This is a genomic window from Acinetobacter sp. SH024 (assembly GCF_000163635.1).
GTDB lineage: Bacteria > Pseudomonadota > Gammaproteobacteria > Pseudomonadales > Moraxellaceae > Acinetobacter > Acinetobacter pittii.
In genome coordinates, this window is the sequence record NZ_GG753605.1 from 153,583 (window position 1) to 175,005 (window position 21,423).

At 40.1% G+C, this 21,423-nt stretch carries 22 protein-coding genes; 18 read left to right on the top strand and 4 right to left on the bottom strand.

The window, feature by feature from the left end:
- Positions 1-24 precede the first annotated feature (24 nt).
- On the bottom strand, positions 25-1,050 hold the full coding sequence (locus HMPREF0013_RS22995) for a ferredoxin reductase (RefSeq protein ID WP_005804823.1): 1,026 nt from the start codon (positions 1,048-1,050) through the stop codon (positions 25-27).
- A 173-nt stretch (positions 1,051-1,223) separates the two neighbouring features.
- On the opposite strand from HMPREF0013_RS22995, the gene HMPREF0013_RS23000 reads away from it, so the two are divergent.
- Positions 1,224-1,862: a TetR family transcriptional regulator gene (locus HMPREF0013_RS23000; RefSeq protein ID WP_002120796.1), complete on the top strand. Its 639-nt coding sequence runs from the start codon at positions 1,224-1,226 to the stop codon at positions 1,860-1,862.
- 138 nt (positions 1,863-2,000) lie between these two features.
- Complete coding sequence (locus HMPREF0013_RS23005) at positions 2,001-2,648, top strand: TetR/AcrR family transcriptional regulator (protein WP_025464204.1); 648 nt, start codon at positions 2,001-2,003, stop codon at positions 2,646-2,648.
- A gap of 87 nt (positions 2,649-2,735) precedes the next feature.
- On the opposite strand, the gene HMPREF0013_RS23010 is transcribed toward HMPREF0013_RS23005, so the two are convergent.
- Positions 2,736-3,353, bottom strand: a complete 618-nt coding sequence (locus tag HMPREF0013_RS23010; protein ID WP_005804825.1) for a thiol:disulfide interchange protein DsbA/DsbL — start codon at positions 3,351-3,353, stop codon at positions 2,736-2,738.
- 180 nt (positions 3,354-3,533) lie between these two features.
- Here HMPREF0013_RS23010 and ubiG point away from each other — a divergent pair, with 180 nt between their 5' ends.
- The 12 genes from ubiG to HMPREF0013_RS23070 all read left to right on the top strand — a co-directional run bounded on the left by ubiG (position 3,534) and on the right by HMPREF0013_RS23070 (position 14,459).
- Complete coding sequence (ubiG, locus tag HMPREF0013_RS23015; protein WP_005804826.1) at positions 3,534-4,247, top strand: bifunctional 2-polyprenyl-6-hydroxyphenol methylase/3-demethylubiquinol 3-O-methyltransferase UbiG; 714 nt, start codon at positions 3,534-3,536, stop codon at positions 4,245-4,247.
- Positions 4,244-4,945, top strand: coding sequence for an HAD family hydrolase (locus tag HMPREF0013_RS23020; protein WP_005804827.1), 702 nt, complete (start codon positions 4,244-4,246; stop codon positions 4,943-4,945). Before ubiG ends, HMPREF0013_RS23020 begins: the two co-directional genes overlap by 4 nt.
- 68 nt (positions 4,946-5,013) lie before the next feature.
- On the top strand, positions 5,014-5,760 hold the full coding sequence (locus HMPREF0013_RS23025; RefSeq protein WP_005804828.1) for a YciK family oxidoreductase: 747 nt from the start codon (positions 5,014-5,016) through the stop codon (positions 5,758-5,760).
- A gap of 216 nt (positions 5,761-5,976) precedes the next feature.
- Positions 5,977-6,390, top strand: coding sequence for an RcnB family protein (locus HMPREF0013_RS23030; RefSeq protein WP_005071792.1), 414 nt, complete (start codon positions 5,977-5,979; stop codon positions 6,388-6,390).
- Between the two features lie 212 nt (positions 6,391-6,602).
- Entirely contained in the window at positions 6,603-6,932 is a 330-nt protein-coding gene (locus tag HMPREF0013_RS23035) for an RcnB family protein (RefSeq protein ID WP_005804830.1), read from the top strand.
- Positions 6,933-7,052: 120 nt separating this feature from the next.
- Positions 7,053-8,408 (top strand): amino-acid N-acetyltransferase, encoded by a 1,356-nt coding sequence (gene argA, locus HMPREF0013_RS23040; protein WP_005804831.1) that lies wholly within the window; start codon positions 7,053-7,055, stop codon positions 8,406-8,408.
- Between the two features lie 336 nt (positions 8,409-8,744).
- Complete coding sequence (locus HMPREF0013_RS23045) at positions 8,745-9,713, top strand: sulfonate ABC transporter substrate-binding protein (RefSeq protein ID WP_005804832.1); 969 nt, start codon at positions 8,745-8,747, stop codon at positions 9,711-9,713.
- A 72-nt stretch (positions 9,714-9,785) separates the two neighbouring features.
- On the top strand, positions 9,786-10,769 hold the full coding sequence (locus HMPREF0013_RS23050; RefSeq protein ID WP_005804833.1) for a sulfonate ABC transporter substrate-binding protein: 984 nt from the start codon (positions 9,786-9,788) through the stop codon (positions 10,767-10,769).
- A gap of 26 nt (positions 10,770-10,795) precedes the next feature.
- On the top strand, positions 10,796-11,971 hold the full coding sequence (gene ssuD / locus HMPREF0013_RS23055; RefSeq protein ID WP_005071784.1) for an FMNH2-dependent alkanesulfonate monooxygenase: 1,176 nt from the start codon (positions 10,796-10,798) through the stop codon (positions 11,969-11,971).
- Positions 11,968-12,765 carry an aliphatic sulfonate ABC transporter permease SsuC gene (ssuC, locus tag HMPREF0013_RS23060; RefSeq protein ID WP_002120785.1) on the top strand — a complete coding sequence of 266 codons (798 nt, stop codon included), beginning with the start codon at positions 11,968-11,970 and terminating at the stop codon, positions 12,763-12,765. The genes ssuD and ssuC overlap by 4 nt, the downstream gene beginning before the upstream one ends.
- A gap of 13 nt (positions 12,766-12,778) precedes the next feature.
- Entirely contained in the window at positions 12,779-13,579 is an 801-nt protein-coding gene (locus HMPREF0013_RS23065; protein ID WP_005804835.1) for an ABC transporter ATP-binding protein, read from the top strand.
- 259 nt (positions 13,580-13,838) lie between these two features.
- Positions 13,839-14,459, top strand: coding sequence for a TetR/AcrR family transcriptional regulator (locus HMPREF0013_RS23070; protein ID WP_005071782.1), 621 nt, complete (start codon positions 13,839-13,841; stop codon positions 14,457-14,459).
- A gap of 35 nt (positions 14,460-14,494) precedes the next feature.
- Here HMPREF0013_RS23070 and HMPREF0013_RS23075 read toward each other — a convergent pair whose 3' ends face one another.
- Together HMPREF0013_RS23075 and HMPREF0013_RS23080 are read right to left on the bottom strand one after the other, a co-directional pair.
- Complete coding sequence (locus tag HMPREF0013_RS23075) at positions 14,495-15,061, bottom strand: 5'-nucleosidase (protein ID WP_005804836.1); 567 nt, start codon at positions 15,059-15,061, stop codon at positions 14,495-14,497.
- Between the two features lie 80 nt (positions 15,062-15,141).
- Complete coding sequence (locus HMPREF0013_RS23080; protein ID WP_005804837.1) at positions 15,142-16,275, bottom strand: TDT family transporter; 1,134 nt, start codon at positions 16,273-16,275, stop codon at positions 15,142-15,144.
- Between the two features lie 207 nt (positions 16,276-16,482).
- Here HMPREF0013_RS23080 and ribF point away from each other — a divergent pair, with 207 nt between their 5' ends.
- The 4 genes from ribF to HMPREF0013_RS23100 all read left to right on the top strand — a co-directional run bounded on the left by ribF (position 16,483) and on the right by HMPREF0013_RS23100 (position 21,390).
- A complete protein-coding gene (ribF, locus tag HMPREF0013_RS23085; RefSeq protein ID WP_005804838.1) occupies positions 16,483-17,484 on the top strand; it encodes a bifunctional riboflavin kinase/FAD synthetase in 1,002 nt (333 codons plus the stop codon).
- Positions 17,485-17,545: 61 nt separating this feature from the next.
- Positions 17,546-20,383, top strand: coding sequence for an isoleucine--tRNA ligase (gene ileS / locus HMPREF0013_RS23090; protein WP_005804839.1), 2,838 nt, complete (start codon positions 17,546-17,548; stop codon positions 20,381-20,383).
- The gene (gene lspA, locus HMPREF0013_RS23095; RefSeq protein WP_005804840.1) at positions 20,376-20,906 is read left to right on the top strand and encodes a signal peptidase II; all 531 of its coding nucleotides are present in this window, start codon (positions 20,376-20,378) and stop codon (positions 20,904-20,906) included. The genes ileS and lspA overlap by 8 nt, the downstream gene beginning before the upstream one ends.
- Before the next feature lies 1 nt (position 20,907).
- The gene (locus HMPREF0013_RS23100) at positions 20,908-21,390 is read left to right on the top strand and encodes an FKBP-type peptidyl-prolyl cis-trans isomerase (RefSeq protein WP_014208021.1); all 483 of its coding nucleotides are present in this window, start codon (positions 20,908-20,910) and stop codon (positions 21,388-21,390) included.
- The last annotated feature ends 33 nt before the right edge of the window (positions 21,391-21,423 follow it).

A 21,423-nucleotide genomic window follows, 5' to 3' on the forward strand; every position in this document is an offset into this window, starting at 1 on the left:
AGGGTTAATCCTCTTTAATTCTTTTTATAGATCAATTGTGACTGGGCTTAATGCCTGGCTCACGCATAGTTTAATTGGGCGGTTCGGTTGATCTTCAATTTCACCAGTTAATAGGTTTTGAGTAACTCCGCTTACCTTGGTACAGCTGCATTTATTGCAGACACCCATACGGCAACCATGTTGTGGGCGTAAACCAGCTTGCTCTGCACTGCTCAGTAAATTTGTTTCAGCTAAAAACTCGTGTTGAGCACGGCGGAAAATAACAGGCTGTGCTATATGTGTACCAGTCACTTGAAGTGGCTGAAAATACTCTTGATGAAGCTGCGACTGAGCACCTTTTTGTGCATAAATTTCATTGGCTTGCTGCATCATGCCATGATGACCACAAACATAAGTTGCTGTCTGCTCAAAGTCAGGAACAAGCTTTTGTAGTAGGCTTTCAGTTAAATGCTGCTTTTGCTCGGTAGTATTAAAAAAATGATATTGAAGCTGCGGGTGCTGTTCTGCCAAAGCTTTTAATTCAGTATGAAAAATTTCCGCACGATTAAAATAAATGACATGAATTTGTTCAAGTTGCTGTTTTAAAGCTTGCTGCAAGAGTGAATAAATTGCAGTTATACCGCTTCCTGACGCAATCAAAATCGCAGGATGCTGACCTTGGTGCAAAATAAAATCACCTTGTGGTTGTGAAATCTCAACACACTCTCCGACATGTAATAGTTGAGCTGCACGAGACACCAAACCTTGTACTTTAATACCTAAAGCGATTTCACCCTGAGTAGTCACTTCAATAATTGAATAACTACGTTGTTGGTAAACGCCATCGATAAGCAAAGTCAGCAAAATACTTTGACCCGCTCGAACCTGATCGAAATTAAAATTACGATTTGGTTTAAGTCTAATGAGCACCATATCGGTATGTAGTGGCTGAACTGCAGTAACTTCTGCAAGTACTCTTTTCCACGCCCAAGTCACGTTAATTTTCTGCAAGACAAAATCAACGAAATCTTCTCGAACCCAATGTGGCTGATAACTAAGTGTTGCGTTCATACGTTCCTCTTTTGTATCTGGCTATTTATTTGAGTGAACACATGTTCGTATAGTGAACATATGTACACTATATTTATAACTGTTCACTCAGTCAACACTTGTTCACTATTTTTTTTATGAAAGTTTGCTCTTTTTTGTTAGACTTTGGCTCACGGTTTAAATAGGTTCTTTTAATGTCGATACGGGATGAACGAAAACAGCAAAGTCGTCAGGCACTTCTCGATGCAGCCTTGCATCTAAGCACGTCTGGGCGTTCGTTCAGTAGTATCAGTTTGCGTGAAGTTGCACGTGAAGTAGGTTTAGTACCGACAGCGTTCTACCGTCATTTTCAGGACATGGATGAGCTCGGCAAGGAACTGGTTGACCAAGTTGCCCTACATTTAAAAAGCGTTTTACATCAATTAGGTCAAAGTTATTTACAACATAAATCTGCTAAAACCCAAACCAGTATTGAGCTATTTGTGCAGGCGGTGAATCATAGCCCTAAGCAATGGCAATTTATGATTGCTGAACGTTGGGGCGGCTCAGAAACGGTTCGTGCAGCAATTGCCAGAGAAATTGAATTTCTGATTGAAGATCTCACAACTGATCTTACTAAACTCGAAAATTTTAAACATATTCAAAATCCTCAAGACCTAAATGTCTTATCTACCATTTTGACTAATATGTCATTTACATGGGCAATGACGTGGCTCAACCTATCGAAACAATATCAAGGTGAACAGCTCAAGCTGCAACAAACTGCCTTTATTGAAAATGCTTCTACACAAGTTCGCTTACTCTTTAGAGGGATTGCAAACTGGGAACGATAGAAGCGGCAAATGACAAAAAACAGGTTATGTGGTAATACGTAAAGAGAGAAAGAAAAAGGCTAAAAATTTCGAGAAAAGTCTTTTTCTTTTTTACAGGAAGTAAACTATTAGTTAGGCCAAACTGGTGTGGGAATACCTATGAATCTTGATCGTCATACACAGTTTTTGATGCGTAAAGAAAAAATTCTGAGCGTGGCAGAAAAATTGTTATTAGAAAACAATCAGGAAATTACTCTAGATGAGTTAGTGGCCGAGCTAGATATTGCTAAAGGCACACTTTATAAGCATTTTAGAAGTAAAAATGAGCTTCTACTTGAGCTCATTATTCAAAATGAAAAGCAAATTTTAGAAATTTCTAAAAAATATAATACAGATTTCAAAGAATATGCTCCTCATTACATGCTTCATCATTTACTTGCACCAGGTAAAACGATTCTATTGCATCAACTTGAAGAAAATCTGACGATGACAGAGTCTAAGTTGAAGCATCTTTTCGAAGAGCTGTATGAAATTCGACAGCAGCGTATTTTGGCAATTAAAGATATTACCGAAAAGTATTTAAAATCATTAAATTATGACATGTCGATTCGTGATTATTTGTCTTATATCTGGTCACTGACTTATGGTGCATCACTACTTTTAAATTCTACTTATTATCAGCGTTCGATTGGTTCTCGCCAAAAATTAATTAATTTATATATTAATCAAGCATTATCACTGCCGACTCAAACCGCTAATTTTGACGTTTTAAATTTTCAAATTGAAGATGAAAACCAGAAAAATTAATTGAATTATTTCGTGATAATTAACGATAAATTAAATATAAAAATGGGCTTCGTATGAAGCCCATTTTTGAAGTAAAGCCTAAACAACTTATTTTGCTTTACGTTCTTTCTCAATTAAATAATTAAGAACTTGAGTAACTTTACCATCTTCACCCTGCACAACATATTTACCATTCACGACCACTGCAGGTACGCCTGTTAATTGGTATTGTTGAGCAAGTTTATTTGACTCAGCAACTTTTGCCGTCACAGCAAACGAGTTATAAGTACTATTAAATTTCTGCTCAGGTACGCCATAACGAGTAAAGAATTTCGCAGCAGAAGCCTGATCAAAAATTTGTTGACCGTTCACCTGAATCGCATGGAATAGTGGTAAATGCGTGCGTTTACGTACACCTAATGCCTCAGATGTATAGTACGTACGTGCCCCTTGTTCCCACATTTTATTCATTGCAGCAGGTGTACGTACAAAACGTACATCTTTAGGAATCTGTTTTAACCACGTTTGCATATGCGGTTCAAGTTTAAAACAGTGTGGGCATCCATACCAAAAGAACTCTCGAACTTCGATTTTCCCCGGGACTTCCACTTTGCCTGGATTGGCAATCACGGTGTAGTCTTTACCAGCAACAAAATCTGCTGCCATTGCACCACCCGATACGGCCATAATTGCTGCACTCAAACCACCCAAAACCAATTTTTTCATTGCTACAGCTTTTCCTCTAAGTTGTTATGCATTAGCTTATGCCCTAAATATAAAACAAATATGCTAAATTCGTTTTGCTTCTGTGAAGTTTTTTATTGGGTTTATCGCTTTTTTCCCAATAATCGCTACACTAACGGCGAACTACATCCAAAAAGATAACTCAAGTTTAGAGGTAGCACCATGTCGCAATTGAATGTTGATTTACAAGAAATCGCAAAGTTTGAAGCACTTGCTGCCAAATGGTGGGATCAACATTCTGAATTTCGCCCACTTCACCAGATCAATCCACTACGTCTTAACTGGATTGATGAACGTGCAGGCGGTCTCGCTGGTAAAAAAGTACTTGATGTCGGCTGTGGTGGCGGCATCTTGGCCGAAAGTATGGCACGTCGTGGTGCAGATGTATTAGGCATTGATATGGGTGAAGCACCTCTAGCTGTCGGCCGTTTACATGCTCAGCAAGAAAATGTTCAAAATATTGAATATCGTCAAATTCCTGTAGAAGAATTAGCACAAGAACAAGCAGGTCAATATGACGTGGTGACTTGTATGGAAATGATGGAACACGTTCCAGATCCAGCATCTATTGTAAAAGCTTGTCAGGCTCTGGTTAAACCGGGCGGCCATGTGTTCTTCTCTACCATTAACCGTAACCCAAAATCTTATTTATTTGCCATTATTGGTGCAGAGTACGTCCTACGCATGTTGCCAAAAGGTACGCATGATTATCATAAATTTATTCGACCATCTGAAATGGCACATGATATTCGTAATGCAGGTCTTACCTTAAAAGAAATGACTGGACTACATTACAACCCACTGACCAAGCATTACTGGTTAGCGCCAAATGTTGACGTTAACTATATGGTTCATACGATTAATACAGGTGCATGATGAAAGCTGTTTTATTTGATTTAGACGGTACGCTTATCGATACAGCTGCAGATTTCATTCGTATTATTCAGCAAATGTGCCGTGATGCAAGACGCCCTGTTGTAGAAGCCGATCTTATTCGCACTCAGGTGTCTGAAGGTGCACGTGCGATGGTGAAATTGGTCTATCCAGAGCTAGATGTGGCCAACCCAATATTCTTGGCACATCGTCAAAACTTTTTAGATCTGTACGGCAATAATATTGTGGTCGATACAGATCTGTTTGAAGGCATGTATCCACTCTTAGAAGAGTTAGAAGCTGCACAAATCCCATGGGGTATTGTGACCAACAAACCACGCGGATTAAGTGAATCTCTTTTAGAAAAGTTAAATCTAACAGAACGCTGTGCGGTTCTGGTATGCCCTGAAGATGTCAGTAAAACCAAACCAGATCCTGAACCAATGTATTTGGCTGCTAAACAGTTAAATATCCCAGCAGATCAAATTATTTATGTGGGCGACCACCCACGTGATATTGATGCTGGTCGCAATGCCGATATGTATACCATATTGGCAGCTTATGGCTATTTACCTATCGAACACCGTGATGATTTAGCATCATGGCAGGCCGATTCGATTGTAAATACAGTGACAGAATTACACGATATGTTACGTCAAAAGCTTCCTGCTCTACAGGAAAATCAGCGTATGATAAGTTAACATCAGAGTTTTATAGACTTTTTTAACGGCTATTCGTTTTATCAATATAAAAAGAAGGAGGTTTACCAATGAAATATTCAGAATACCAACCTCGTCCGGATCTACTCAAAGATCGAATTATTTTAATTACCGGTGCTGGTGATGGAATTGGGCGAGCTGCGGCTCTAAGTTATGCCCTACATGGTGCAACCGTTGTCCTACATGGTAGAACCTTAAATAAACTTGAAGTGATTTATGATGAAATTGAAAGTCTCGGTGCACCGCAACCCGCGATTTTACCGCTACAGCTTTCAAGTGCCTCTGACCGTGATTATGATTTTTTAGTCGATACGCTCGAAAAGCAGTTTGGGCATCTAGACGGTATTTTGCATAATGCGGGTATTTTGGGTGAACGTGTAGAACTAGCACATTACCCAACAGAAGTATGGGATGACGTAATGGCAGTTAACTTACGTGCTCCTTTTGCCCTCACTCAAGCTCTATTACCACTTTTGCAAAAGTCAGAAAATGCCTCTGTTGTATTTACCAGCTCGGGTGTAGGCCGTGAAGCACGTGCTTTGTGGGGCGCATATTCTGTCTCAAAAATTGCAATTGAAGCAGTGAGTAAAATTTTTGCAGCGGAGAATACTTATCCAAATATCCGCTTTAATTGCATTAACCCAGGCGCAACACGTACTGCAATGCGTGCGAAAGCCTACCCACAAGAAGATCCGAAGACATTACCTACACCTGAGTCAATCTTGCCTGCTTACCTCTATTTAATGGGTGAAGACAGCTTGGCACTCAATGGTCAAAGTATTGATGCGCAGGATTAAAAAGTTAAAGATGAAAAAGCTAAATTAAATTACGGCCAATCATCAAATCTGGCTTGCCTATACCTGAAAAGATATACAAGCCTTTTTTATTATTGATAAAAACCCTTGATCTATCCGTAATTTTAATTGAACCATTAAATGATCTTCACAGTTTCTCTGCATTTTGCGCGTAGAGTATTCAACATGAGAGACATCAGATGTAAACGAGGATGCATCATGAAAAAGTTGTTCACCATCTTAGCCCTTTGCATAACCGTACTAACCACAAGTATGGCGAGCTTTGCTGATCCTCCTTTTGACCGAGGCCATGGCCCCAAAGGTCCTAAAGGTGGAGGTCCACGTGGTGAGTGGAATGATCGTGGGCCAGGATTTGGACGTGATCATGATGATGATCGTATCCGTGACGAACGCCGTATGCGCGAAGAGCGTGGCTTTGAGCGCTTAAAACAACATCGCTGGCAGCCTGGCTATGTTATGCCACAGCACTATCGTGGTAATGGCTATAAAGTCGACTATAAAGACAGTAACTTGCCAAAACCAGGCCGTAATCAGCAATGGTACAAAATCAACAATGACTATATTTTAGTCGACACAGATTCTAATAGCATTGTGAGTATTCGTGGTTTTTAAGGCGATAGACCCTCGCTATCGCTGAATAAAAAGGATAAAGCCTCTGGGTTTTATCCTTTTTTATTTTTTATATTCTTAAATGATGTATTTTCTTAATTTCTTCTTATTTCATAGAGAGTTTTCACATTTATTCTTCTTGGCCTCCACGATTTATCTGCAATTGTTCACTAATCTTTAATTATTGAAATTTAACTCATCATTCGAGGTTTACAATGAAAAAATTAACAACAGCGATTGTTCTTTCTCTTAGTGGTTTAGTTGCAACAACAGCCATGGCAGCACCAAACGATCATAATCATCATGGCAATTACCAAAACCATGAAGTAAAAACAGTTAAAGTGATTAAAAAAGATGATCATCACAATGCATGGCGAGTAGGTCAGGTTGTACCGCATGAGTATCGACATTCACGTTACGTGATCGACTATCGTCAACATCAAAAATTGACTAAACCAGGTCGTTACCAAAAATGGTATAAAGTGAATGGAAATTATGTACTGGTGAATGAACAAAGTCATAAAATCATTAGAGTGGTTTACTAATTTAAAACTTTTTAAGCACCCAAATTTCAATTTGGGTGTTTTTTTATCGAAAACATGCGGCTTTAATCTTTTTTGTTTAGAATCATCTTTATATCTTTTTGCTGTTGATTCGAGATCGGTATGTCAAGTAAGCCTGTAAGTAAGTCGCATAATAACACCCAGCATTATGTACACTGGTTTCGACACTCAGCGCCCTACATTAATGCTCACCGCGATAAAACTTTTGTATTGATGTTTGGTGGTGAAGCAGTCCGTCATCCTAATTTCGAACATATCATTCACGACATTGCTTTATTGCACTCTCTTGGTATTCGCTTAATTCTCGTGTACGGTGCGCGTCCGCAAATTAATCAAAATCTTAAAGAAAAAGGAATCGAAACTCCTTTTTATGACAACAGCCGTATTACCACACGCGAATCTTTAAGCTGTGTCATGAGTGCTGTAGGTTCTATCCGCCTAGAAATCGAAGCATTGCTTTCTATGGGCTTAGCAAACTCGCCAATGTACGGCGCTCGCATAGATGTGGTGTCAGGTAATTTTGTGACTGCTAAACCTTATGGCATTCGTGATGGCATAGATTTCCAGCTTACAGGTGAAGTTCGTTCTATCGATACAGATGCGATTGATCGACACCTCGATAATCATAATATTGTACTGCTAGGGCCAACAGGTTACTCCACTACAGGTGAGGTGTTTAACTTGCGAGCAGAAGAAGTTGCGACCAAAACTGCAACTTATTTAAAAGCAGATAAACTCATTTTTCTAGGTGAGCAACAAGGATTGCTGAATGAAGATGAGCAAATATTACGTGAATTAAGCCCACATCAACTGGACTACTATATTCAACAATACCAAACCATTAGCCCAACACTCACTTTGCATTTGCAACAGGCAAAAAAAGCATCTTTATCAGGCGTACACCGCGTTCATCTTATCTCTTATGCCTATGATGGCGCCCTTCTCGAAGAGTTATTTACTCGAGATGGTATCGGTACCATGATTACCGATGCACATTATGAAGAAGTTCGCATGGCCAACATTCAAGATGTGGGCGGTTTAATGAATTTATTACGTCCATTAGAAGAAGAAGGTATATTAGTTTATCGTTCGCGTGAACGTTTAGAGCAAGAGATTAGCCAGTTCGCTGTTATTGAGCGCGATGGTACGATTCTAGCGTGTGCTGCACTTTATCCAATTCCAACAGAATTTAATGAAACACGTTCAGCAGAAATTGCCTGCGTCGCAGTACACCCAAGTTATCGTAAATCGAACCGTGGTAGCCAGATTTTGCAATTCCTTGAAGAAAAGGCAAAAGAACAAGGTATCCGTCAATTATTTGTTTTAACCACCCGTACCGCCCACTGGTTCTTAGAGCACGGTTTCCATCAGGTGAGTGTTGATGACTTACCAAATGCTCGTCAGGCACTCTATAACTATCAAAGAAATTCTTTAGTCTTTAAGAAACTGCTTCCTTAGCCTTTGCTAATTTTAAGATATTCTTATTTCAGATAAGCTTAGTTCAAAAAGTACAACCGTAAACACGATTAATTTATGGTTGTACTTTTTTTTAAATCTAAATTTTTTAAGGTTTTAATATTTTTTATTTTATTTACATCAACTTAATCAAAATTCATTAAATATATTTCTATTAGATAAATCTTTTTTTCGCATAAGTTTATAGCCTATTGTGTTTAGCTTTTTTTTGCATAAATAAAGACCGAATACTTATTTTTTCTGAAATAAAAATCCATTTAGGGTATCTGCTCATCCAATTATTTTTTTCTTTTTCTCTTTCGGGGAGCACGAAATCTCATGGCACTTTTCAACACCACTTCATGGGCAAAATATTCAGTCATCGCGGCCAGCCTTGCAGGAGTGATGATGTTAAGTGGTTGTGCCAAAAAAGAGGAACAAGCCACCACAACCTTAAATATCGGCTATCAAAAATATGGGATTCTTCCTATTTTAAAGGCTCGTGGTGACTTAGAAAAAGCATTAAAAGAACAAGGCGTGCAAGTGAAATGGGTTGAGTTCCCTGCTGGCCCTCAATTGCTTGAAGGTTTAAACGTAGGAAGTGTTTCACTCGGTGAAGCAGGTGAAGCGCCACCGATCTTTGCTCAGGCTGCCAATCCAAATTTAGTCTATGTCGCAAACCAACCTGCTGCGCCAAAAGCTGAAGCACTATTGGTACAAAAAGACTCTCCAATCCAATCTATTAAAGATTTAAAGGGCAAACGTGTTGCTCTTAATAAAGGCTCGAATGTTCATTACCTATTGTTAAAAGTTTTAGAAGCCAACAACTTAAGCTTAAGTGATATTCAACCAGTTTATTTACCGCCATCAGACGCTCGTGCTGCCTTTGAAAAAGGTGCTGTAGATGCATGGGTGATTTGGGACCCGTTCTTTGCAGCGGCTGAACATCAAATTCAGGCGCGAGTTTTAGCAACAGGCGAAAACTTGGTGAGTAATCATCAGTTCTATTTAGCTGACCGTAAATTTGCAGAAAATAATCCGAAAGTACTCAACACTGTTGTACAGACTCTTAATCAGACCACTGAGTGGGTAAGTTCACATCAGGATGAAGCTGCCAAGTTACTCGAAAAACCTACCGCACTTGAGTTTGATGTACTCAAAACTTCAATTTCACGTATGGGTTTTGGAGTTCAGCCAATCTCTGACAAGGTGGCACAAGAACAACAACAAGTAGCTGATGCTTTTTATGCACAAAAGCTCATTCCAAACAAACTCACCATTCAAGATGCCATTTTAAAACTGAAATAAACCCAGCTTGGGCACGGCTTAAATAATCATATAAATGCTGTGCCTGACCTCAAGGGGAACAAGGATATCAATATGCAACATCAGTCATTATTTATTAAGAGTCAGTGGACACAATTGGTTAAGCGCATCAGTGCAATTACTTTATTAGGCTTAACAATCGCAGCACCAGCTTGGGCAATTGACCCAACTGTGAAAGAACTTCGTATTGGTTTTCAAAAAAGCTCGATTAACTTTGCAATTGCCAAACAGCAAAAGCTATTTGAGCAAGAATTCCCAAATGCCAAAGTTACTTGGAACGAGTTCCCTGCTGGTCCACAAATTTTAGAAGCTTTAGCTGTCGGTTCACTTGATGTAGGCGTTACTGGAGATACACCTCCTGTCTATGCTCAAGCGGCTGGCAAGCCTTTATATTATATTGCTTATGAAGCGGCTAAGCCCTTGGCATCGGCAATTCTAGTTCCAAAAAACTCGCAACTCAAACAGCTTAAAGACCTTAAAGGCAAACGTATTGCACTGCAAAAAGGTTCGAGTTCACATTACTTACTGGTACAAGCCGTACGTAAAGCAGGCCTAAACTGGAGCGATATTACGCCAATCTGGCTTACCCCTGCCGATGCTCGCGCAGCATTTCAAAAAGGTGCCGTTGATGCATGGGCAATTTGGGATCCTTACTTCGCTTCAGCACAACTAGAAGACCAAGCTCGTGTTCTTGCATCGGGTAAAGGCTTAAGCCCGAACTATACATTTTATTTAGCAGCTCCAAATTTTGTTAAACAACATCCGAAAGCTGTTTCAGGGCTCATCAAACAAATCAATCAAGCCGATAAATGGGTTCAAAGCCATCAAGCAGAAACGGCAGGTGCGATTGGTCAAAGTACAGGTCTTAAACCTGCAACCAGTGATTTATTTATTAAACGCCGTCCGCGCCCTTCATCAGCCGCTCCTCTTAACAGCAAAGTGATTGCTGAGCAACAGCAACTCGCAGACATCTTTACTCAACAAGGCATCATCCCTAAACCAATCAGCATTAAACAAGCTGTTTGGGGCGCCAAGTAATTTCAATAGATATATAGGTAATGCACATGAAAATTTTCTGGTTTATTCCTACCCACGGTGATAGTCGCTATTTAGGTACAAGTAAAGGCGCTCGTCAGGTTGACCATGCCTATATGAAGCAAATTGCTGTGGCAGTAGATAATTTAGGTTACGAAGGTGTACTTATTCCAACAGGTCGTTCATGTGAAGATCCTTGGATTACGGCGGCTAGCCTAATTGATGCAACTCAACACCTTAAATTTTTAGTTGCATTACGACCAGGGGTAACCACACCAGCTTTAGCTGCTCGTATGGCTGCAACGTTTGACCGTTTGTCGAATGGTCGTGTATTACTCAACTTAGTGACTGGTGGTGATGAGGCTGAATTACGCGGTGATGGTTTATATGAAGATCACTCAACGCGTTATCAAACTGCCAATGAATACGTAAAAATCTGGCGTGAGATTTTGACACGCTCACATACAGGTGAAGCTTTTACATTCCACGGTGAACGTTTACAAGTGGATGATGCAAAACTACTTTACCCACCTGTTCAAAAGCCTTACCCACCACTTTGGTTCGGTGGCTCTTCAGACGTCGCTGTCGATTTGGCTGCTGAGCAAGTCGATACTTACCTTACGTGGGGTGAACCACCTGAAGCCGTAAAACAAAAGATCGAACATGTTCGTGCCAAAGCTGAGGCTAAAGGCCGTAAATTAACTTATGGTATTCGCTTGCATGTGATTGTTCGTGAAACCAACGAACAAGCTTGGGCAGCAGCGAACGAGCTTATCCAATATCTTGATGATGCGACTATTGCTGCCGCACAGAAAAAATTTGCACAAATGGACTCTGTAGGCCAACAACGTATGGCGGCTCTCCACGGTGGTAATCGAGACAAACTAGAAGTATCTCCAAACCTTTGGGCTGGTATTGGTTTAGTTCGTGGTGGTGCAGGTACAGCACTTGTAGGCGATCCTGAAACAGTTGCTGCTCGTATTCAGGAATATGCTGATTTAGGTATTGATACTTTCATTTTCTCAGGCTATCCACACCTTGAAGAATCAATTCGTTTTGCAGAGTTAGTATTCCCGTTATTACCAATTGAAACTCGCGCTAAACTTGCTCAGCCAAATTTAACCGGTCCATTCGGTGAAATTATTGCCAACAATTATGTTCCAGACGAGAAGAAGCAAAATAGTTCCGTCAAGGAGCCTGCATGAGCAAAGCTGAAAGTGTTGTTTCACGTGGAACAAAACAAATCGGGCAGCGTTTGCTGCCTTGGATTTTCCCTATTCTTCTATTGGTTGTTTGGCAAATTGCCTCAAGTTCGGGTCTTTTAGAAAGCCGTATTTTACCTGCACCTACTGCTGTAGTTTCCGCTTTTTGGCATCTACTGGTGAGTGGAGAACTTTGGCAGCACGTTAAAGTGAGTGCAGGGCGTGCTTTACTGGGGTTGTTGATTGGTGGCGGTTTAGGTTTGTTATTAGGTCTACTCAACGGGTCTTCGCGTTTCGCCTCTACCCTGCTCGATACGACCTTACAAATGATTCGTAACATCCCAGCCTTAGCACTTATCCCACTCGTCATCTTGTGGTTCGGGATTGATGAAACAGCAAAATTATTTTTAGTCGCCGTAGGTGTTTTCTTCCCCATTTATATTAATACCTATCACGGTATTCGATCAGTTGACCCTCAATTGATTGAGATGGGCAAAAGCTATGGCCTTTCTCGCTGGCAGCTTTACAAAGAAATTATTTTGCCAGGTGCAATGCCTTCTATTTTAGTAGGTCTACGCTTTGCTTTAGGTTTGGTTTGGGTATTACTCATTGTCGCTGAAACCATTTCAGCTCAAGCAGGTATTGGTTATATGACCATGAATGCACGTGAGTTTTTACAAACAGATGTAGTTCTGGTCGGTATTCTTCTTTACGCCTTACTAGGCAAACTGGCCGATGTTTTAGCCCAGCTTTTAGAACGCTATTTACTACGTTGGCACTCTGGATATCAGAAATAAGGGAGCTTAGAACATGACAAATCTGAATTTAAATATTAATCAGAATGAAGTGCAGCTCATTCCGGAAGAACCAACAGAATCTCAAGAACCTGTATTAGGAGCAGAGATTCTGATTGAGCAACTTTATAAATTTTATGGTGAGGTAAAGGTCCTCGAAGATCTTGACCTACACATCCAGCCGGGTGAGTTTTTAGCAATTGTTGGTCGAAGTGGTTGTGGCAAAAGTACGTTACTACGTTTAATTGCTCAACTTGAAAAAGCCAGCTTTGGGGAAATCAAATTTAAATCTGCCCGACATTTACGTGAAGGCATTACGAACGATGATATTCGAGTAATGTTCCAAGACCCTCGTTTACTTCCTTGGAGAAATATTCTTCAAAATGTTCAACTTGGGCTACCAAAATCGCAACATGCTTTAGCAGAAGAATTACTAGAAAAAGTAGGTTTAAAAGAAAAATCTGGGCAATGGCCTTCCCAGCTTTCAGGTGGTCAACGTCAGCGTACTGCCCTAGCCCGTGCACTATCACATACTCCACGCATATTGTTGCTAGACGAACCTTTGGGTGCATTAGACGCGTTAACTCGTCTTGAGATGCAAAGCTTGATTGAGCGCTTGTGGAAGGAGCAAGGCTTTACTGCAATTTTAGTCACACACGATGTGAGTGAAGCAGTGCAATTAGCTGATCGTATTATCTTATTAGATAAGGGCCAGATTGCTCACAGTTTCCAAGTTAATTTGCCGCGCCCGCGTAAAAAAAGTATTACTTTTGCTCAACTTGAGCAACAAGTACTCGATGCGGTTTTGGCAACTTAAGGTTGTGATGAGTAATGAGAACTGTTCAACCGAAAATTGCCCAATTTACGAGCAATAAAACTGCTGTTTTATTGCTCTTTTTTAGGGCGAAATTTAAAAAATATTTTTAAGAATAACAATAAACTAGTGAATCTCTCTATTTTTTGCACAATAGTATATCTATTACACAAATAACTAGCCGTTTTTTGATTAAAAAAGCAAGACACCTGTGCACAAATCAAACAATTTCCCTTACAATGGGAATATTATTTTTTTAATTATGCAGCAGATGGAACAAAAAAAGAGTACCCAAAAGCGCAATCAGCTTCTTGCTGCGGCCCTTGACGTATTTTCAGTCTATGGGTTCAGTGGAGCAAGTCTGGATGAAATTGCCCAACTCGCCGACATGCATAAGTCGAATATTTTCTATTACTATGAAAATAAAGAGTCTTTATATGTAGAAGTGCTCACAACCGTTTTACAAAAATGGTTGGCCCCCTTACAAACTTTAGAAGCTGAATTAGAACCAGCCGAAGCCTTATCTCACTATTTAATTCAAAAAATCGAACTGTCTCGTAGCCAACCGAAAGCATCTAGATTGTTTGCACTAGAAATTATTCAAGGCGCTCCACATATTTTGCCTATACTGAAAGGGCCTTTGAAAAAGCTATTTAAACGCAAAGCTAAAGTCATTCAGACTTGGCAAGAAGAAGGAAAGATTTCCCCAGATATCGACCCAGAATTATTAATCTTAAATATTTGGGGCCTTACGCAAAACTATGCAGATTTTGCAACTCAAATGGAAATGGTGACTGGTAAAACGCTTCGTAACCGCAGTATGTTCCAGCGTTCGATTGAGCATACGGTACATATGATGCTATACGGCGTATTACCTCGCTAAAATAAAAAAGATCGGCAAATTTGCCGATCTTTTTTTTAGAAATGATTTTGATAAAGTGCTAGGAGTTTCTGGGCCCCTAACAATAAATTTTCTTCCCAATCCAGATGCGCAGTGTCATCTGCCCCATCAGTAATATACTTCACCGAGATTAATCGTACACCTAACTTGTGGCACACTTTAGCTAAAGCATAGCCTTCCATGTCAACCACATCACAAGCTACTTTTGGCTGACCCGTTTCAAATGAATCACCAGTTCCACAAACTGCTTTTGGCAAATCAATAAAATGTGGTTGAAGATGAATCTCTGCCGCCAAATGATCATCTAACGGCGTTACACCTACTTCAAAACCTAACGGTGAAACATCCATATCCCGTTGTACAAAAGTCTTCACCTCGACCAAATCATGGCGATTAAAAGACGAACTTCCTGCCGAACCTAAATTAATTAGAGTTTTGCATCCTGTTTTTTGAATAACTTCAAATGCTTTAAAGGCAGCATTAATCTTACCAATACCACTGTAATGAACTTCAACACCTGCTTGTTCAAATAAACCCTTAGATTCATTAGGAAGTGCCATAATCAAAGCAATATCAGTGTTCATTCAAAAAGCTCAAATCAAAATTAAATAAGTTAGAAAATAAGTATAAATCAGGTGCAAAAGCTTTTTGCACCTTTTCATCATTACTGCACTTTTTGTTGTAAAGCGATTAAGCATGGAGAAAAAAACAGTTGACCACTATATGCTCCTGCTAGCGTTTTCTTCATTACAACGCCCCACATCGTCAATAACAGAATACTCAATGCGACAGCAACGTATTGTAAGAATACAATTTCAACCTGATGTCCTAAATTAAATAGTGCTAGAATAAATACACCTAATGGAAAGGTTAAGCCCCACCAGCCCAAGTTAAATGGAATACCTGTCTTTGCGTGACGGAGCGTTGTTAAAATCGCAAGACCAAGCCACCATAACCCAAAACCTAAAAGCACGAGACTACCTACAACTCCTAAAGCTTGAAAGGCATTAGCAAATTGTTCAAATCCTACATTTGGCGCCACTCTTTGTGCCTGCTGCCCTAGTAACAATAAACCTAATGCACCTGTACCAATCGGGCCTAAAGAGAGCCAGCTAGAAATGGCGACTTCTTTTTCAGGTAGCTGATGCAAAGCCATACGCAGCATTAAAATTGTCAGAATAGCGAATGCTGGTAAAACAGAGATTCCCCAAAGTACATAGCCAGCCATTAATAAATGAAAGCTGTGTACATCTGCTGGTAAATGTGCAACCAACATGCCGGCAGAACTTGCCGCTACTTCACAAGCAACCACAGGTAAAAGCCAGATTGCAGTCATCGTATGTAGCTGATGGTTCTGACGGCTAAACATGCAAAATGGTACAATCCACGCAATTGCTAGCGCTAAAAAGACATCGATGTACCATAAAGCTTGGGCGATATGGATTGCGACTTCACCGTAAAGCCCGATACCAAAGCTTAAAAAGCCATTTAGTATGGTAGCGAGCCCCATCGGAATAGCGCCTAAAAACAAGCTCATATTTGGATGATTAAAAATTTGCTTCGCCTCATGAGGGAAAAGAAACCACCGCAATAAATAAAGAACTGAAAAAACGCTGAATAAGACAATATTAAATTGCCATAACCAAGTTGCTAACGTGAATAAAAATGATTGAGCAAATGGCAGCTGGATTAAAATCATACTCACCACGCCAGTACCCATAGTCGCTGTAAACCAATTTGGAGTAAAATGCCGTATAACATCTTTGCTATGATTTAATTGGTAAAAGGGTTTTTTCATCTTAGTTCTCTAATCAAAGAGTGGATAAAGATATAGTAGAGCAAACCATTAATAAGAAAAATTGATTTATTTTTATTTAATTCATCAGTATTTTAAATATACAAATATTCATGTTGAAAAATAACTGAGTAAAAACACAACAACAAGACGAATCTGTGAGATTATGGCAATATATAGCCCTTGCAAAAATAGCCATATTTTAAGTTCATGAAACTGCTTCGTCTTAATGCGTTATCGCCCAATTTTCAGTTACCTCAAACAGCGGTAACTATTGGTAATTTTGATGGTGTCCATTTAGGTCACCAAGCGATGATTGCTCAACTCAAAAAAATTGCTGCAGCACAAGGCTTAAAAACATTGGTTATGATTTTTGAGCCACAACCTCTTGAGTTCTTTAAAGGCTACGATGCCCCTCCTCGTATTAATTCACTACGGGAAAAAGTTGAATACCTAGCCGCACTTGGCGTTGATTATATTGCGGTCGCTAAATTTGATGAACATTTCCGTAGCATGAGCGCATCTGCCTTTGCAGATTTATTAAAAGATAAATTAAATGCGCAGTCTTTGGTTTTAGGAGATGACTTTCATTTCGGTAAAGACCGCCAAGGCAACAGTGAATTTTTAAAAGATTATGGCTTCCAAGTCACAAATTTACATACCATTGAACTTGAAGGTGAACGCGTCAGTTCAACCCGTATTCGCCAAGTACTTCAAGTGGGTAATCTCGCTTTAGCAGCTAAATTATTAGGCCGTCCGTACAGTATTACTGGACGTGTCCAATATGGCGATCAGATTGGACGAACTCTTGATTTTCCAACCATTAATGTTCGACTCAATCGCCACAAACCTTGTTTAAACGGTATTTATGGCGTTGAAGTCATTTGCGAAACGACTTCTCTCACTGAAAAAGTGCGCCAAGAAACACCAGAGAAACTGGGAATTGCCGGATATCATGAAAATAGCCTCTATGGCGCAGGTCATGTCGGTACACGTCCCGCCATTCAGCAAGAACATCCAGAATGGAGATTAGAAGTACATTTCCCTGATGTTTCTGCTAATCTGTATGGCTTATTTATGCGGGTGACTTTTCTTCACTATCTTCATGGTGAATTGAACTACCCTTCGCTTGAAGCACTTAAGGCTGGAATTGATAATGACGTGCAACAGTTACGACAATACCGTAACGACACGACACAATTTCCTTTTTAATTCGAATTTTGATTGTAAAACATGTCAGCTCCCAAGCTGATTAAACTGGAAGAAAACTTGCATGAGCGATAAGCAAACTCCTGAGAATGCAGTGGACTACAAAGCCACGCTAAACCTGCCGGATACTCAATTTGCAATGAAAGCAAATTTGGCAGTACGTGAAGTGAAATGGTTAGAAGAGTGGTATACCGACAACATTTATCAGCAGATTCGTGCATCGCGTATTGGCAAGAAAAAATATATTTTGCATGATGGCCCTCCATATGCGAACGGTACAATTCACTTAGGCCACGCAGTCAATAAAGTACTCAAAGACGTTATTGTAAAAAGCCGTACGCTTTCAGGTTTTGATGCACCATATGTTCCGGGTTGGGACTGTCATGGCTTACCAATCGAACTAAAAGTCGAAGAAAAAGTAGGTAAAGTGGGCGAAAAAGTTGACGCAGCAACTTTCCGTAAACTTTGCCGTGAATACGCGCTAAAACAAATTGATTTACAACGTACTGACTTTAAACGTCTTGGTATTTTAGGTGATTGGGATAATCCTTATCTCACCATGAATTATAAACAAGAAGCTGATATTGTTCGTGCTCTTGGTCTCATCCAGAAAAATGGCCATATCCAGCCAGGTTTAAAGCCAGTGAACTGGTGTATGGACTGCGGTTCAGCTCTTGCTGAAGCAGAAGTTGAATACGAAGATAAAAAATCTGACGCAATTGACGTTGGTTTTGGCGTTGTCGATCTCAAAGATTTAAGTGTCCGTTTAAACGTAGAAGTTCAAGATCCGACAGATATCGTGATCTGGACCACTACACCATGGACATTACCAGCTAACCAAGCCGTTGCGTTGCATGCCGAAATTGAATATCAATTGGTGCAAGTGACAACTGAGCGCGGTAAGCAAAACTTCATTCTTGCTAAAGACTTAGTTGCTTCAGCGATTGAGCGTTACAAGCTTGAAAACCCAGTTGTTTTAGCTGATTTTACTGGTTCGGCTCTTGAAAACCTTACCCTACAACACCCTTTACTTACTGATCGTCAAGTTCCGGTTATTTTAGGTGAACACGTTATCGCAACAAGCGGTACAGGTGCCGTACATACAGCGCCTGGCCACGGTGCAGACGACTATAAAGTAGGTCTTCAATACAACCTTAAAGTAGATAACCCAGTAGGTGGTAACGGTGTTTATTTACCAACTGCTCCAATCTACGCTGGTGAACACATCTATAAAGCTAATCCAAAGATTATTGAAGCTTTAGGTGCTGTAGGCCGTTTATGGGCTCATCAGCCAATTAAACATAGCTACCCACACTGCTGGCGCCATAAGACTCCAATTATTTTCCGTGCTACACCACAGTGGTTCATTAGCATGGATCAAAAAGGATTACGTGAAGGTGCGCTTAATGCCATTGAAAATGATATCGAGTTTGTACCGAACTGGGGTAAAAACCGTATTGAATCAATGATCGAAGGTCGTCCGGACTGGTGTATTTCACGTCAACGTACTTGGGGTGTTCCAATTCCATTCTTCGTTCATAAAGATACGAACGAATTACACCCTCGTACACCTGAACTCATCGAAGAAGTTGCTCAACTGATCGAAGAAGAAGGTATCGAAGCATGGTTCAAACGTGAAGCAAAAGACTTCATCGGTGAAGATGCTGAACAATATAACGCTGTTCGCGATACACTTGATGTATGGTTCGACTCTGGTACAACGCATTACGCTGTACTTGAGCAACGTGATGAATTAGAAAGCCCTGCTGACTTATATTTAGAGGGTTCAGACCAACACCGTGGCTGGTTCCAATCTTCTTTATTAACATCTATGGCAATTCACAATCGTGCGCCATATAAAGCCTTGTTAACTCATGGTTTTACAGTGGACGAAAACGGTCGTAAATTGTCGAAATCTTTAGGCAACTATATCCCGCTTGAAGAAATCATCAAACAGCTTGGTGCAGATGGTTTACGACTATATGTAGCGTCTAGCGACTACCGTTATGAAATCGCAGCATCGAAAGAAATCTTTAGCCGTGTAAGTGATAGCTATCGCCGTATTCGTAATACCCTACGCTTCTTGCTTGCGAACCTAAATGGTTTCAAACCAAGTACTGATGCTCTGGACGTAGATGACCTTATCGCTCTAGATCAATACATCTTGCAGCGTGCGAATGAAGTACAACAAACTATTATCACTGCCTATGAAGAAATGAACTTCCATGTGGTGTGTAGTGCGTTAACAAGCTTCTGTATTAATGACTTAGGTGGTTTCTACCTAGATATTATCAAAGACCGTCAATACACCACTAAAGCAGATTCTCAGGCACGTCGTTCTGCACAAACAGCGCTTTATCATATTGTTCAAGCATTTATCCGTTGGATGAGCCCAATCTTAAGCTTTACGGCTCAAGAAGCTTGGCCATTGATTCCAGAACAAACTGAAAAGTATGTATTTACTTCAGAATGGTATGACTTACCTGTTTCATCAAAAGCAAACTTGCTTTCTGAAGAAGATTGGCAAACATTGATTAGCGTAAAATCTGCAGTAAATAAACAGATTGAAGCAGCGCGTAACGCTAAACTTGTCGGCAGTAATCTTTCAGCCAAAGTTGAACTTTGGGCAAGTGAATCATTACAAACAGTTTTAAACCAACTGGCTGATGAACTCCGTTTTGTTCTTATTACTTCGCAAGTAGTAGTACATCCATTTGCTGAGCAAGGTGAAGCAACTGAAATGGAAGGCTTACGTGTACAAATATCTGCAGCTGAAGGTGAAAAATGTGCACGTTGCTGGCACGTCCTTCCAGATGTAAATACACATGCCGATCATCCTGGTTTATGTGGTCGTTGTATTGTGAACGTCACTGGTCGTGGCGAAGTGAGAAAATATGCCTAATTCACAAGCTAAAAAAGGCTTATTCCAGTTTTATCCACATAATCTGATTTGGCTTGGACTTTCAGTCCTTGCCATTGTATTGGATCAATGGACAAAATGGATTGCGAGTACACATCTAAACTATGCAGATCCTGTACCTGTACTTCCATTTTTAAACTGGACACTATTACATAACTATGGTGCAGCTTTTAGCTTTTTATCTGATGCAGGAGGATGGCAGCGCTATTTCTTCACATCTTTGGCGGGCTTAGTTTCAGTACTTTTTGTATTTTGGTTAATGCGTATGCCAAAAAAAATGGTGGTGCTACCTGTAGCCATCGCTTTAATTTTAGGTGGAGCTTTAGGCAATTTAATTGACCGTATTACCCTAGGTTATGTGGTCGATTTCATTCATGTTTATTACCAAAATCATCACTTTCCAGCTTTTAATATTGCGGACAGTGCCATCACTCTAGGTACGATTTTGCTACTCATTGATACATTCTTCCTTGAGAAGCAACGTAACCAAAATTCGGATGCATAATATGACCGAAATTATTCAACCTAACGAAGAAATTCGTATCCAAGAAGGCTCTAAAGTCGACCTACACTTTTCTGTAGCTATCGAAAATGGTGTAGAAATTGACAATACACGTAGCCGTGAAGAGCCAGTTAGTCTGACTATTGGTGACGGAAACCTTTTACCAGGTTTCGAAAAAGCATTATTCGGTTTACGTGCTGGTGACCGCCGTACAGTACACCTTCCACCAGAAGAGGCTTTTGGTCCGTGGAATCCAGAAAATGTTCAAACTTTCGATACAGTTAAGTTTGAACAACGCCCTATTCCTGGTCACATGATCGAATTTGAAGATAAGGCAAAAACCACCTTATTCGGTGTAGTAAAATCAGTTAATGATGACATTACAGAAATTGATTTTAATCACCCATTAGCTGGGAAAAATATTACCTTTGAAGTAGAAATATTTAAGGTTACTCCTGAAGGCCAACAAGGCATTAAGCTAATGTAAATAAAAAAGCCCTCTAACTAGAGGGCGTTTTTA

Coding starts and splice junctions, on each gene's coding strand:
- HMPREF0013_RS23065 (WP_005804835.1), top strand. CDS start 12,779: ATGACAAATCTGAATTTAAATATTAATCAGAATGAAGTGCAGCTCATT.
- HMPREF0013_RS23005 (WP_025464204.1), top strand. CDS start 2,001: ATGAATCTTGATCGTCATACACAGTTTTTGATGCGTAAAGAAAAAATT.
- HMPREF0013_RS23045 (WP_005804832.1), top strand. CDS start 8,745: ATGGCACTTTTCAACACCACTTCATGGGCAAAATATTCAGTCATCGCG.
- HMPREF0013_RS23025 (WP_005804828.1), top strand. CDS start 5,014: ATGAAATATTCAGAATACCAACCTCGTCCGGATCTACTCAAAGATCGA.
- argA (WP_005804831.1), top strand. CDS start 7,053: ATGTCAAGTAAGCCTGTAAGTAAGTCGCATAATAACACCCAGCATTAT.
- HMPREF0013_RS23035 (WP_005804830.1), top strand. CDS start 6,603: ATGAAAAAATTAACAACAGCGATTGTTCTTTCTCTTAGTGGTTTAGTT.
- HMPREF0013_RS23075 (WP_005804836.1), bottom strand. CDS start 15,061: ATGAACACTGATATTGCTTTGATTATGGCACTTCCTAATGAATCTAAG.
- HMPREF0013_RS23020 (WP_005804827.1), top strand. CDS start 4,244: ATGATGAAAGCTGTTTTATTTGATTTAGACGGTACGCTTATCGATACA.
- ssuD (WP_005071784.1), top strand. CDS start 10,796: ATGAAAATTTTCTGGTTTATTCCTACCCACGGTGATAGTCGCTATTTA.
- HMPREF0013_RS23100 (WP_014208021.1), top strand. CDS start 20,908: ATGACCGAAATTATTCAACCTAACGAAGAAATTCGTATCCAAGAAGGC.
- ubiG (WP_005804826.1), top strand. CDS start 3,534: ATGTCGCAATTGAATGTTGATTTACAAGAAATCGCAAAGTTTGAAGCA.
- HMPREF0013_RS22995 (WP_005804823.1), bottom strand. CDS start 1,050: ATGAACGCAACACTTAGTTATCAGCCACATTGGGTTCGAGAAGATTTC.
- ileS (WP_005804839.1), top strand. CDS start 17,546: ATGAGCGATAAGCAAACTCCTGAGAATGCAGTGGACTACAAAGCCACG.
- HMPREF0013_RS23070 (WP_005071782.1), top strand. CDS start 13,839: ATGCAGCAGATGGAACAAAAAAAGAGTACCCAAAAGCGCAATCAGCTT.
- ribF (WP_005804838.1), top strand. CDS start 16,483: ATGAAACTGCTTCGTCTTAATGCGTTATCGCCCAATTTTCAGTTACCT.
- HMPREF0013_RS23050 (WP_005804833.1), top strand. CDS start 9,786: ATGCAACATCAGTCATTATTTATTAAGAGTCAGTGGACACAATTGGTT.
- HMPREF0013_RS23010 (WP_005804825.1), bottom strand. CDS start 3,353: ATGAAAAAATTGGTTTTGGGTGGTTTGAGTGCAGCAATTATGGCCGTA.
- lspA (WP_005804840.1), top strand. CDS start 20,376: ATGCCTAATTCACAAGCTAAAAAAGGCTTATTCCAGTTTTATCCACAT.
- HMPREF0013_RS23030 (WP_005071792.1), top strand. CDS start 5,977: ATGAAAAAGTTGTTCACCATCTTAGCCCTTTGCATAACCGTACTAACC.
- HMPREF0013_RS23000 (WP_002120796.1), top strand. CDS start 1,224: ATGTCGATACGGGATGAACGAAAACAGCAAAGTCGTCAGGCACTTCTC.
- ssuC (WP_002120785.1), top strand. CDS start 11,968: ATGAGCAAAGCTGAAAGTGTTGTTTCACGTGGAACAAAACAAATCGGG.
- HMPREF0013_RS23080 (WP_005804837.1), bottom strand. CDS start 16,275: ATGAAAAAACCCTTTTACCAATTAAATCATAGCAAAGATGTTATACGG.